The 13033-nt window shown below is 53.5% G+C and carries 11 protein-coding genes and 1 pseudogene; 7 read left to right on the top strand and 5 right to left on the bottom strand.

Features of this window, described 5'->3' with window-relative positions; all coding sequences use genetic code 11:
- The 3 genes and pseudogenes from ACESNI_RS00510 to ACESNI_RS00500 all read left to right on the top strand — a co-directional run.
- Window positions 1-497, top strand: a pseudogene (locus ACESNI_RS00510) (diaminopimelate decarboxylase); the annotation flags it as partial.
- Window positions 481-2973, top strand: a complete 2493-nt coding sequence (locus ACESNI_RS00505) for a TIGR02302 family protein (protein ID WP_373083877.1) — start codon at window positions 481-483, stop codon at window positions 2971-2973. The pseudogene ACESNI_RS00510 and the gene ACESNI_RS00505, both read left to right, overlap by 17 nt.
- A 32-nt stretch (window positions 2974-3005) precedes the next feature.
- Entirely contained in the window at window positions 3006-4004 is a 999-nt protein-coding gene (locus ACESNI_RS00500) for a glycosyl transferase family protein (protein WP_373083875.1), read from the top strand.
- On the opposite strand, the gene yaaA is transcribed toward ACESNI_RS00500, so the two are convergent.
- From yaaA to ACESNI_RS00485, 3 genes are read right to left on the bottom strand one after another with little or no spacing between them, the layout of a single operon-like run.
- The gene (yaaA, locus tag ACESNI_RS00495) at window positions 3997-4770 is read right to left on the bottom strand and encodes a peroxide stress protein YaaA (protein WP_373083873.1); all 774 of its coding nucleotides are present in this window, start codon (window positions 4768-4770) and stop codon (window positions 3997-3999) included. The genes ACESNI_RS00500 and yaaA overlap by 8 nt on opposite strands.
- A gap of 40 nt (window positions 4771-4810) precedes the next feature.
- Complete coding sequence (locus ACESNI_RS00490; protein WP_373083871.1) at window positions 4811-6604, bottom strand: extracellular solute-binding protein; 1794 nt, start codon at window positions 6602-6604, stop codon at window positions 4811-4813.
- Window positions 6605-6611: 7 nt separating this feature from the next.
- Window positions 6612-8093: a PLP-dependent aminotransferase family protein gene (locus ACESNI_RS00485; protein ID WP_373083869.1), complete on the bottom strand. Its 1482-nt coding sequence runs from the start codon at window positions 8091-8093 to the stop codon at window positions 6612-6614.
- Window positions 8094-8284: 191 nt separating this feature from the next.
- Here ACESNI_RS00485 and msrA point away from each other — a divergent pair, with 191 nt between their 5' ends.
- Complete coding sequence (msrA, locus tag ACESNI_RS00480; protein ID WP_373083867.1) at window positions 8285-8767, top strand: peptide-methionine (S)-S-oxide reductase MsrA; 483 nt, start codon at window positions 8285-8287, stop codon at window positions 8765-8767.
- Between the two features lie 18 nt (window positions 8768-8785).
- Here the strand turns inward: msrA and ACESNI_RS00475 are convergent, their stop codons facing one another.
- Entirely contained in the window at window positions 8786-9130 is a 345-nt protein-coding gene (locus tag ACESNI_RS00475; protein WP_373083865.1) for a hypothetical protein, read from the bottom strand.
- Between the two features lie 291 nt (window positions 9131-9421).
- On the opposite strand from ACESNI_RS00475, the gene ACESNI_RS00470 reads away from it, so the two are divergent.
- On the top strand, window positions 9422-9616 hold the full coding sequence (locus ACESNI_RS00470; protein ID WP_373083863.1) for a hypothetical protein: 195 nt from the start codon (window positions 9422-9424) through the stop codon (window positions 9614-9616).
- A 52-nt stretch (window positions 9617-9668) separates the two neighbouring features.
- Here the strand turns inward: ACESNI_RS00470 and phaR are convergent, their stop codons facing one another.
- The gene (phaR, locus tag ACESNI_RS00465; protein WP_373083861.1) at window positions 9669-10280 is read right to left on the bottom strand and encodes a polyhydroxyalkanoate synthesis repressor PhaR; all 612 of its coding nucleotides are present in this window, start codon (window positions 10278-10280) and stop codon (window positions 9669-9671) included.
- 179 nt (window positions 10281-10459) lie between these two features.
- On the opposite strand from phaR, the gene ACESNI_RS00460 reads away from it, so the two are divergent.
- Both ACESNI_RS00460 and ACESNI_RS00455 read left to right on the top strand, forming a co-directional pair.
- Window positions 10460-11701 (top strand): alpha/beta fold hydrolase, encoded by a 1242-nt coding sequence (locus ACESNI_RS00460; RefSeq protein WP_373083859.1) that lies wholly within the window; start codon window positions 10460-10462, stop codon window positions 11699-11701.
- A gap of 148 nt (window positions 11702-11849) precedes the next feature.
- Window positions 11850-13019 (top strand): acetyl-CoA C-acetyltransferase, encoded by a 1170-nt coding sequence (locus tag ACESNI_RS00455; protein ID WP_373083856.1) that lies wholly within the window; start codon window positions 11850-11852, stop codon window positions 13017-13019.
- The last annotated feature ends 14 nt before the right edge of the window (window positions 13020-13033 follow it).

Below are 13033 nucleotides of genomic sequence, written 5' to 3'. Positions count from 1 at the left end.
GGTGTCAGGTGATTTTTGAGCCCGGCCGGTTGATCGTCGGTAATGCCGGCGTTCTCGTTTCCGAAGTGATTTATGTCAAGCAGGCGACAAAGCGTAAGTTCATTATCCTCGATGCCGCCATGAATGATCTTATCCGTCCCGCCATGTATGACGGATATCACCGGATTGACCCTCTGCGCGAAGACCAGAAAACCGGTCCTTATTCGCCGGCGGATGTTGTCGGGCCGGTCTGCGAGACCGGGGATACGTTTGCGCGCGAGCGTGAAATGCCCGATCTGGAGCGAGGCGATCTTGTGGCCTTTCGCAGCGCCGGGGCGTATGGTGCCGTCATGGCCTCGACCTACAATACCCGTCCGCTGGTCCCCGAAGTGCTTGTCAACGGCGATCAATATGCAGTGATCCGGGAGCGCCCCAGCTTGGAGGAACTCCTGAAACTTGATATACTGCCCCCCTGGATGGAGCCTGAAACGAAGAGGATGAATGCGCCCGCAGAATGACAGCAGTGAAAGAGGATACGGATTAGGCTTTGAAATCCGCATACTCTTCGCGCGTCTATATTTGATGCTGGAGAGCATCTGGCGGCATGGGCGGATTTTTCTGTGTCTAAGTGGCCTGTTTATCGCCCTTTCATTGCTGGATGTTTGGTCATTTACCGGGGGAATACTGCACATGGTGTTCCTCGCCCTGTTCGGGATCGGTATTTTATTGAGCCTCTACGCGGCGATAGGCAGCATCCCGGCGCCGACCCGGAAACGGGCTCTTCGATATATGGAAGCGCGGAACCATCTTCACCATCGCCCGCTACAGTCCTTGGGCGAGAGCTCCAACGCAGAACAGAAAAATAACACGCCAGCAAGCCTGATGTGGGGTGTCTACCAGAAATCGCTTCGTAGAAATCTGAAAGGCCTTCGTATTGGCTCTCCAAACCTGGATATGGGGGCTGGTGATTCTTATGCATTTCGGGCGCTTGTGATTCTCCTGTTGACCATGGCGTTTATAGTTGCCGGACCGAAGTCAGGGGAACGGATTGCCGCTGCTTTCACGCCGAACATCGGCGCGGCGGCAGAACAGCTGGAAGTGACCGCCTGGATTACGCCGCCAGCCTATACAGCACAGGCGCCGATCCTGCTGACAAACAAACAAGACGCGACGGACACGGCAGAAGCGACGATTAGAAAAAATTACGTCATCCCGGCGCAAAGCAGCTTTATCGCCCATGTTTTTGGAGATGAAGACGGGGTGCCGATCCTGTGGGACGGCGATAAATCGACGGAGTTCGAGCGGCTTGATCGCCAGAACTTCCAGATAGAAACAACGTTTGATACCTCGGCGATAGTGCAGATCGAAAAGGACGGGGATATTATCAGCAGTTGGCAAGTGACAGTTATAGCGGATGAAGCGCCGAAAATTGAGCTCCTCATGGCCCCGGAAGTAACCGAGCGCAAGGCCTTCAAGCTGCAATATCAGGCGCAGGACGATTACGGCGTCGCGCAAATCGGCGGGGAAATAACCCGGGAGAATTCGGACGGAAAAATAGAGCTGGCCCTTCCGGCGCCGGGACGGGGATCAAAACAGATCGTCGGCAAGAGTTATCATGACCTGACGGCGCATCCTTGGGCCGGTCTGCCGGTCAAGCTTTCGTTATTCGTCGAGGATCAAATCGGCCAGAAGGGTACTTCCAAAAAAATTGATTTCACGTTGCCGGAACGGATTTTTACGCACCCGGTCGCCAAGGCCCTCATCGAGCAGCGCAAAAAACTTGTTGCCGATCCGGAGGAAAACAGGGAGATGGCGGCCATCGCCCTTGGCGCTCTTTCAGAGTTACCGCAGAGCCTGAATGATGACTATACCGTCATGCTCGCGTTGTCGACGGCCAGTGCCCAGCTAGCGAATGGGCGCGACCAGAAATCTGTGGACGACGTCGTTGATCTTCTTTGGGATACGGCATTACGCCTTGAAAATGGCAATCTTTCGCAAGCCGCGGCGGCCTTGCGCGCCGCCCAGCAGGCGTTGATGGAGGCCCTTAACAATAATGCCAGCGACAGCGAGATTAAACAGAAGGTGGAGGAGCTGCGCGCGGCGATGGATAAATTCCTGCAGGCCATGGCGGAGCAGGCTCCTGACAATGCGCAGCAACAAGGCAACGTCAACCCCGACGATCAGATGATAAGCCAGCAGGATCTGCAAAGTCTTCTAGACCGGGTTGACCAGCTTGCCCGCAATGGCGCGCGCGATGCGGCGCGGCAGCTGCTAAGCGAGTTACAGGATATTATGGAGAATCTGAAAAATGCGCAAGGCGGGCAACCGACGGCAAATCAGCAGGCCGCCCAAAAAATGCTTAATGATCTGGGCAAATTGATGCAGCAGCAGCAGCAATTAATGGACGAGACGCTTCGTAAGTCACAATCCTCCCCCGGTCAGCAGCCACAGGATAACGGCTCTCCGTCGGATCAATCCGGGCGGCAACCGGGGCAGTCCGGTCAGGGCGGAAGCCTTCAGGGGCTCGCTCCCAATCAAGAAGCCTTGCGCCAGATGCTGGGCGAGATGATGCGCAAACTGGGGGAACGGGGCGATATTCCGCAGGAGCTTGGTCAAGCCGAAAGGTCGATGAACGGAGCCCGGCAGTCCTTGGAACAGGGGCAGGGAAAACCCGCTCTGCAGGGGCAAGGCGATGCGTTGGAAGCCTTGCGGCAAGGCGCTGAATCTCTTGCCCAGCAGATGATGTCGAATGGCCCGGGACAAGGCGGGAAATCCAAAGGCATGGGCCAAATGGGGCAGGGGCGCGACCCCCTCGGACGTCCGCTTCCTGAAGACAACCAGGGGTCGACCTCGACAATCGGTGAAATGCGAGGAGAGGCAGAAGGGTTCAATAGAAGCCGAAATATTCGCGACGAAGTCCAGCGTCGGCTTTCCGATCCGAGCCGGAGCAGTCTTGAGCGCAGCTATCTTAACCGGCTCATCGATATCTTCTAGAATTCCCGTTTCATTATAAAAAAGTACAGGCAATGACCGCAGATCATCCGTTCGCGCAATATATCCGCATTCTTGGCAAAGGGCCGAAAATGTGGCGGGATATGACCTTTGAGGAGGCCAAGGGCGCCATGACAATGGTGCTTGAAGGAAAGGTGGAGCCGTTACAGCTTGGCGCATTTTTGCTGTTGTTGCGACGAAAAGGTGAAACCGGGGAGGAGCTTGGTGGCATGGTCGCCGCTGCCCGTGACCAGTTTCTTGACAAGGACGCGAGATTCCCCGTTGATTTTGACTGGCCCTCCTACGCCGACCGGCATCGCCAGCAGCCTTGGTTTATTCTGGCTGCAATTCTGCTCGCTGATCAGGGATATAAAATATTGATGCATGGCATTGCGGGGTATAGCGACGGATATGCGCCGACACGACCAGCCCTCGCCATGTTTGGCATTCGTCAGGAAAGCTCACTTTCCGCCGCGGCCGCCGCTTTCGAGGCGGAAAACCTCGTCTATGTCGGGCTTGAGCATTTCTGTCCGGCTGTTCAGTCGCTTTTTGAGTTGCGCCCTCTTTTGGGAGTTCGAACAGCCGTCAATACCTTTGGCCGCGACCTCAATCCATTCCGCGCACCGTACCAGCTTCAGGGAGTGTTCCACCCACCCTATAAACCCTTGCATCTTGACACGATGAGGCATCTTGGCCAGCCGAACAGTATCATCTTCAAGGGTGGGGGCGGCGAAGTGCAGCGCAATCCGATGAAGCCGGTGCAGGTCGATGCCCTCGTTGCCGGGCAAGCAGAAATTCAGGAATGGCCGGAGATGACGGAGCAATCGGTCTATAAGTGGCGGGAAGAGGATTTATCTCCCCGCCAACTTGTTCTCATGTGGCAGGGGTACCTTGATTTACCGGTGCCGGAACTCGCCATCATCGGGACGCTCGCTTTTGCCCTGAAGATGGTGACGCCGGAATTAACTATTCTGGCCGCAGAGAACCGCGCCCGGGACATCTGGCAGGTGCGGGATAAGCGGCGATTCAAGTAGCGGCGCGGGTAAAAATATAATTATGAGCGTCAGATAAAGTCGGCTGAAAAAGATATCCTGCTTGCCCAAATTCCTTCAGGCCGTCGGGACGATCGATCCTGTTCTCAATCATAAATCGGGCCATCATGCCACGCGCCCGCTTCGCGGTGAAGCCAATCACCTTGGCCGTATTTCCCCTGATTTCCTTGAATATGGGGGTGATGACCGTCGCCTTCAGGCTCTTGCGATCGACCGCCTTGAAATATTCGCTGGACGCCAGATTGATTAACACCGGTGAGCCATGCGCGTTCAACTCGGCATCGAGCTTGCGGGACAACCTGTCACCCCAGAATTGATACAGGTTGTCCCCGCGTTCTGTATCAAGCCGGGTGCCCATTTCAAGGCGATAGGGCTGGATCAGATCAAGCGGACGGACAAGGCCGTATAACCCCGACAGGATACGCAAATGATCCTGAGCATAGTCAATGTCCGCTGCCGTCATCGTTGGCGCCTGCAACCCCGTGTAGGTGTCGCCGTTAAAGGCAAAGGCCGCCTGCTTGGCATTGTCCGGGGTGAGCGGGAGCTTCATCGCCTTGAACCGCTCCCGGTTGAGGGCCGAAAGATCATCGCTGATCTTCATGAGGCGCTGTAAATCCTTCGCGTTGAGTTTTTTTGCCCGTGCGATCAGCTTTTTAGTCTCGGGGAGAAACTCCGGCTGGGTACTCAACTCCGGTGAATTGTCTCTTTCGAAATTGAGCTTTTTGGCAGGAGAGATGATGGCGAGCATATTAACAAGAGGCCTTCTGGTAAGTGAGTTAAATCAACTGCTACTTTCTGTTACTATACCACCATAGATCCGGACTGGTACCCCAGAAAGAGGCAGACGAGGGAATTTTGATTTCCGGCCAATGGGCCAGCCACTGTCGGTCGGTATAGTAAAGCGGAATGACATAATATCCCCAGAGTAGAACCCGGTCGAGGGCGCGGGTGGCGGTTTCCAACTCGTCGCGTGTCCGCGCGGCGGCGATAATGTCGATCATGTGGTCGGCTGCGGCGAGGGCAATGCCCGGATAATTTCGGGTGCCGGGCGTTTTGGCGGCGTCACGGCTCCAGTAAAACGCCTGCTCATTGCCGGGCGAGAGCGATTGGCTCCATTCATTAACGATCATATCAAAATCGTATGTATTAAGCCGGTTTTGATAACTGGCGGAATCGGCCTGGCGGATGGTTGACTGGATACCCAGGATTTCAAGGGATCTCTGAAACGGGGAAATAAATTTGATATAGTCGTTGTTATTGACGAGAAACTCGATGGTAAAAGGCGCTCCGCTTGCGCGATTAAGCAGTGCGCCATTGCTGACCGTCCATCCGGCAAGGTCCAGCAGGTGCTGCGCTTTCCGCAAGTTTTCGCGATTTCGGCCCGTCCCGTCGGTGCGGGGCAGATGAAAACTGTGCTTGAAAACATCGGTCGGAAGCTCGTCGGCAAAGGGCAGTAACAGGCTCCGTTCCGGCTCCGTAATTTGTCCGGTGGCAGCTAGCATAGAATTCTCGAAATAACTGCCCGTGCGTTTATATATGCCTTGCAGGATATTGGCATTGATCCAGTCGAAGTCGAAGGCGAGCGTAAGGGCCTCGCGGACACGTCGGTCGTGGAATTGCGGTCGCCGACTATTGAAAACCAGTGCCAGCATCGGAGTGGGAACGCTCACCTTTGGCTCCGATTTTACATAGGCCGGAGAGGCGTTTGGTTGCACCCCGTAAGCCTCTTTCCATTTGCCAGCATTATTTTCGAAGCGGGCGTCCAATGTATGGGCCTTGAACGCTTCGCGGGCGATATCCTCATCGCGAAAATAGTCATATATAACGGTCTCGAAATTATGGCGCCCTTTGTTCTGCGGCAGGCCCCATCCCCAGAAATCAGGGTCTCTCTTGTAGATAATGCGCCGTCCGGGCTCAACCTTGTCGATAAGGTATGGACCGGAGCCGACAAAAGGCGTCAGCGAGGTTTTACCAAAATCGGTGGACGTGAAGGCCTCTTTCGACAGCACGCTCATGAGCCCCAAAATCAGCGGCATTTCCCATCTTCCTTCTTTCTCAAAGGAAAAGCGGATACGACGCGGACCCAAAATTTGGACGTCTTCGACTTTGCGGTAATAGGTCCGGACATTCGGGCGTCCCTTGTCGCGCAGGGTTGTGAAGGAAAACAGCACATCCTCCGCCGTGATCGGTGCCCCGTTTGAGAATTTGGCCTGGGGATTGAGATTGAAGATGACCCAGCTTCGATCGGAAGCGATCTCAATGGTTTTTGCAATATTGCCATAAAGGGTAAACGGCTCGTCTTTCGATCGTGTCATCAGGGACTGGTAGACGAAGCCCATCCCGGCGGGGCTAACACCCCGGAGCAGGAACGGATTGAGGCTGTCGAAGCTTCCAATGACGCCGAGATGCAGGGTGCCGCCCGTGGGGGCATCGGGGTTTACGTAGGCGAAATGGGCGAAGCCGTCGGGATAGGCCGGGGATCCATGCATGGCAATCGCGTGAATTTTCTCCTTAGCGTAACCAATGCCACCAGCGGTCATGCAGAACAGAAATATGAGAACAGGAAAAAGAAATCGTTGCATGGTCCCGCTATTTGCTCAGGTTTCGGATGATATGCGCCAGCTTATCCACCAATTGCGGCATTTCTTTTTCGGCGGTCCCGGCAAAGCCGAGAATCAGCCCGTTTTGGTCCGTCGGGGAATTATAGAACCCCGAAAGCGCCCGGATGAGCATGCCGCTTGCAATGGCAGCTGACTCGACGGCGCTGTCTGGAATAGCGGGGGGCAGGAAAGCGACAATATGCATACCGGATTCCTGCGTATTGATCGTCAGGATATCGCCCAGTTTTTCGCCCAGCAGTTTTACCAGACAGGATTGCCGCTTTTCATAGAGTAACCGCATCCGCCGGATATGGGCGGAGAGATACCCCTCGGTAATGAAATCGGCGAGTGCAGCCTCAGGCACCGAGGGGGAATGGCTGTCAATATTACGCCGGAGCGCCAGAAATACGTCCACAAGATCATTGGGCACGACCATATAACCGACGCGAAGTCCGGAGAACATGACCTTACTCATCGTTCCAACGTAGAGAACACGATTATCCTCATCCAGCCCCTGAAGCGACGATAGTGGGCGGCCCACATAGCGATATTCGCTGTCGTAGTCATCCTCAAGTATGAACCGGCCTTCCTCCTTCGCCCATTGCAGTAAATCAAGTCGCCGGGCGAGCGACATCGTCTGTCCCAGCGGATATTGATGGGATGGTGAGATGCAGGCAAGGCGAGCTTGCGGCGCAAGTATTTTTGCCTGCGCGAGCGAAAATCCCTCCTCATCGACGGGAACGGAGACTGGCGTGGCGCTGGCAGCGATGATAGCATCACGGACGCCAGGGTAACCCGGTTCCTCCATCCAGATGGAATCTCCGGGCTCAGCAAAGGCGCGGACGACAAGATGGATTGCCTGCTGGGAACCGGAAAGGATAATCACTTGATCGGCGGTGCAACGCACGGCGCGGGTCTGTCCAAGATGCGCGGCAATAGCCTCCCGCAAGACTTGGGATCCGCCAACCGGGTTATCGACCAGAAACTCGCGTTTCGGGCGGCGCCAATGCCGGGCCAGAAGTCGTGCCCAGTCTTCGAAGGGAAATTCATCAAGGGCGGGTAATCCCGGTGAAAAGGGAAGGCCGCGATATTGTCTGGGAACTGGCGAGCCCATTAATGATGCGGCCATTTTTGAAATATAGATTTCTCTTTTGGCAAGGCGGGGGACAGCGCCGGTTCCTTTTCGTTGCAGCAAATCATCGGGGAGATCTCCGGAAACATAAGATCCGGCACCGATTCGGCTGGTGATATAACCTTCTGCCGTCAGTTGATCGTAGGCGCTTAGTATCGTGTTTCGCGAAACAGTGAGGTCGGCGGCAAGGGAGCGGCTGGACGGCAGGCGTGTGTTAGGCGTGAGCCGCCCTTCCAATATTGCCTGACGTAGGCCGAGAAAAAGCTGTTGATGCAAGGGCGTCGTACTTGACGCATCGAGCGCCAGGGTTTGCATCTGCGCATTCTTAAGCCGTCGCATGATCGCTCGCTCTTTAAATTGGTTGAGTAACATCATGAAACTTACGTAAAAAACAAACCAATACCAATATTTTTCTAAAATATGCGATTTGTGGATCAAATTTTCTTGTTCATCATTGCAATATCCAAAAGAAAGGCGAAATCTTAAGAGGCCGATGATATCATTCACCCGATAGCAAAAAGGATAAGAACATGACCGAGAAAACTGATTTCGCCTATTTTGCGGCAGGCTGCTTCTGGGGTGTGGAAGCCGCCTTTCGGCAGTTGAAGGGCGTTAAGGCAACGGTAGCCGGGTATCAGGGCGGTTCCGCTCAAAACCCAACATATCAAGACGTTTGCTCGGGCCAGACCGGCCATGCTGAAGTCGTTCAGGTCGAATTTGATCCGACTGTAATAAGCTACGAAGATTTGCTGGAGGCGTTCTGGCAAAGTCATGATCCGACAACCTTAAACCGGCAGGGACCAGATGTCGGCACGCAGTATCGATCCGCGATTTTTTACCGGACGGAAGAGCAGAAAACTATTGCAGAAAAATCGAAAGAGGCTCAGGGAAAACGCGGTATTTTCCGGCGTCCGGTGGTGACAGAAATTTCACCAGCCCTCGATTTTTATCCGGCGGAAGACTATCACCAGCAATATCTCGAAAAACGCGGTCTGGCGAGCTGTCATATTTGAGGCGATGAGCGCCTCTCGTCAGGCTAAGCGCTCGCTGACACCCTGAAGGCCGGGAACAACCGCCGTCAACTCCAAGGTTCGGTTGTAGGAACTGGTCGCCAACGAAAAAGAATCATGCTGCATCGGCCGCAGTTGCTGCGCGATCTGCTGGGTGATGAACTGAGCCGATGCCCGTCCGGGCTCAGAGGTTACGCGCACCGCGGGGCGATTCGAGGATGAGGGAGCTTGACGAAGAACGGCGATGGCTGGTGGTGCCTTCCGTGTCGTTTCTGGTGTTACAACCTCGTACTGACGTTGGGAAGTCCGTTGAATTTTATTGATCACCACATCATACCGCGACGATGATCCTGAGCTTTTGCCCACGGCCATCCCTCCCGAAATGATGTGTTTCGAGGGAGAGCGAAATAGTTCTAGCTCTGAACCGATTGCTTTCAAGTTGACCTCAATCTTGTGCTAAATAAATACGCTTTCTAGCCACATGAACCGATTTTAGGATCAAGCAGATATTCTATAAATCATCATTATAAAAACAATTTATCACAAAACCGGTATTATTTCAAGTTTTTGCGGTTATTTGAGCAAGATTCAATTTGATATTTGAAATGAGGTCCGTCTGTTCTTATGTTACTCTTCACATAAAGCAGGGGAGTTATAATGGTATTTGACTATGACATAGATATTCATGGCGCTCGCATTGTCGCGAAGAAAGAATTTTTAACAACTTCGTCACTTTATGATCCCGATATTGATAATCAAATTACAGAATTGAAAAAAGAACTTGATGCTGTTGGTGCACAAATGAAATCGGCCATTAGAGAACAGAACAAACAACCGCTATTTGATGAATAATAGGCCTAAAGGTGCGAAAAAGCATCAGCGATTATCGCCCTTGAGGTGTGGCCTATTTCTTCTTGCTCATTTCATCGATGCGTTTTTGCATCGTCGTTAGCTGGTCTTTTAATTCCTGCATCATTTCCGCGGTCTGGTCGGTACTTTCTGACACGGGAGCTGCCGGTTTTTCCTCTTCCACTTCCTCACCTGTCGCTCCGAACATCGGCGGGGTAAACATTGTCATCGCTTTGTTGAACATCGTCATATTCTGTTTTCCCATTTGCTCAAATTGCTTGAACATCGGGTTTGCCATTAAATTGTCGGGGAGAACTTCGCGCATTTTTTCCTGGTTTTCAGAAAAGGATCGCATCGACATTTCGAGGTAGCCGGGAACAACCGTTTGCAGACTGTCGCCGTAAAAGCTTATTAACTGGCGGAGAAAATTGATAGGAAGCAGGTTTTGCCCCTTGGCTTCCTCCTCAAATATGATCTGGGTGAGGACGGATCGTGTAATATCGTCATTTGACTTGGCGTCAAAGACAACAAATTCCGTACCTTCCTTCACCATACGGCTTAAATGGTCCAGCGTGACATAGGAGGACGTTGACGTGTTATAGAGCCGACGGTTCGCATATTTCTTGATTACAACGGGTTTTTTGTCGTCTGCAGTTGTCTGAGCCACGATTTCTCCTATCTCATTTCGCAAAAGGGTGCTTGCGGCCATCTTCACCTGTTATTGCTGCGCTGCGCAAGTTTATTGTGCGTTGCGGTTCGTAAAGTACACATAAGCAGTGTATATACAGGGAGGAAGGCAGCCAGATAATATCTGGCTTTTCGAGCGATAATTCGAAATGGTCGATAATGAGTAATATGTCCAAAACGCCTGAGCCACCTGTCCGTCTCGGGCCGCGGCCGCTTGCGCTGCATCTCGGTTTGGCAACAACGACGGTTGCCGGATCGTTGGCGGGTCTGCCGTTGCCGCATCATGAGCCATTACCATGGTCTGATGACGTTACTGAGCAGGCCCGCGAAATGGCGACTAAGCTTAAAAAATATGGCAGCACCGAGCTCATTCGTGCCTTAGCGGCCCAAGGCAGCGGGATGATGCAGGAGATGATTGAAGGGATCCAGAAATATCATCAACATCCCTATCGGCGGAAACCCCCGCTGCGCCCTGTCATCTGGCAGAGAGGATCAAGCTCCCTTGTTAATTGTGGTCCGGATTTGCCGGGGCACTCTCCCGTCCTGTTTATTGTCCCATCCCTGGTCAACCGCGCCTATATTCTTGATCTGATGCCGGGGCGCAGTCTTGTTGATTATCTGGCGGAAAAGGGCATTCGTCCGCTGCTGCTGGATTGGGGCGCGCCGGGTGCAGAGGAGAAAGACTTTTTCCTCAGCGATTATATCCGGGACAGAATTCTTCCCGCGCTTGATTTTACATCCCAAGCCTATCCGGAGACGCCCCTTCATCTTGCCGGTTATTGTATGGGGGGCACGTTGGCGGTTGCAGCGGCCGAAAGGCGACAGGCGGTTCTCACCAGCTTTATTGCCCTTGCGGCACCGTGGGATTTTCATGCAGAGCTTGCAGATCAGACCAGGCTGCTTCTTGGCCAGCGTGAGATGTGGTCCAATGTGCTGACCGGGTTCGGTGAGTTGCCGGTGGATCTGTTACAGGCACTCTTCACGAGCCTGGATCCCAACCTCGGTCTTCGTAAATTCCGTATGTTTTCGAAAATGGAAGGGGAATCGGAACGGGCGACAGAGTTCGTTGCCCTGGAAGACTGGTTGAATGACGGATTTCCGCTCGTCAAAGGAGTGACTGAAGATTGTTTTGATAAATGGTATGGTCGTAACGAGACAGGGCGTAACTGCTGGGAGGTGGCGGGAGAGCCAGTATGTCCTGCCAATGTGAACATACCCTCGCTCGTCGCCGTACCGAAAACCGACAAAATCGTTCCACGTCCGTCGGCTTTGGCCTTGGCTTCGTCATTGCCGAACGCTAAGGTTATTACACCTCCTTCCGGCCACATTGGTATGGTCACAAGCCGACATGCGAAGGAAGGCTTATGGCGAGAACTCGCAGATTGGATTATCGCCAGCTGAGACCTTATTTAAAGCAACGAATGGAAAAAGTTGCGATTGACTTTAGCTAATGTTATTTCGTATAGAGACTAAATATAGATGTATAATTTCTCATACGATGTAATTTTTGAATTATAATTACTCAACCGAGAAATAGGAGAATAGGTCCATGGACATTGTCATAGCCGGTGCAGTGCGCACAGCGGTCGGGTCTTTTAACGGAGCGTTGTCACCATTGACGGCCCACGCTTTGGGAGAAGTCGTGATCCGGGAATCGCTCATTCGCGCGAAAACCGAGGCATCAGAGGTTTCCGAGGTTATTCTTGGACAGGTTCTGAATGCGGGTGAGGGCCAGAATCCCGCCCGTCAGGCATCTGTCAATGCGGGACTTCCCTATGAAGTGCCCGCCTGGGGGGTAAACCAACTGTGTGGCTCAGGCCTCCGTGCCGTTGCGCTGGGATATCAGGCAATTCTGAATGGTGATTCGCAGATTGTGGTCGCCGGCGGTCAGGAAAGCATGAGCCGCGCGCCGCATTGCGCGTATTTGAGGGAGGGCCAGAAAATGGGTCCGCTCGAATTTACCGACACAATGCTGAAAGACGGCTTGATTGATGCGTTCCATGGATATCACATGGGTAACACGGCGGAGAACGTTGCCGCCAAATGGCAGATTACCCGTCATGCACAGGATGAATTCGCGGCCAATTCACAGCGAAAGGCCTCGGAAGCCCAGAGCTCCGGTCGCTTCAAGGATGAAATCGTGCCGGTCACGATTTCCACCCGCAAGGGAGATATCATCGTCGATCAGGATGAGTATATCCGGGCCGGTACGACCGTGGAGAAGCTTGCAGGCCTCAGGGCAGCTTTTCAGAAAGACGGAACGGTGACTGCCGGGAATGCCTCCGGCATTAACGACGGGGCTGCTGCTGTTGTCCTGATGACGGGAGATGCCGCCAAAGCGAAGGGCCTGAAACCGCTGGCACGGATTGTCTCTTGGGCCCAGAGCGGTGTCGATCCCGCCATAATGGGAACAGGACCCATTCCGGCAAGCCGGGCCGCTTTGGCGAAAGCTGGCTGGTCGGCGGATGATCTTGATTTGATCGAAGCGAACGAAGCCTTTGCCGCGCAAGCCTGCGCCGTCAACAAGGATCTTGGCTGGGATACGAATAAGGTCAATGTGAACGGCGGGGCCATTGCCATTGGTCATCCAATCGGGGCATCCGGCGCCCGGGTTTTGGTAACCCTGCTGTATGAAATGGAAAAACGCGATGCCCATAAGGGGCTTGCAACCTTATGTATCGGTGGCGGTATGGGAATCGCCATGTGCATAGAAAGATAGTCTAACTTCAGAAT

Source organism: Sneathiella sp. (genome assembly GCF_041689005.1).
Lineage (GTDB): Bacteria > Pseudomonadota > Alphaproteobacteria > Sneathiellales > Sneathiellaceae > Sneathiella.
Note: the sequence above shows the minus strand (reverse complement) of the source record. Positions and strands in the feature narration are given on the sequence as shown.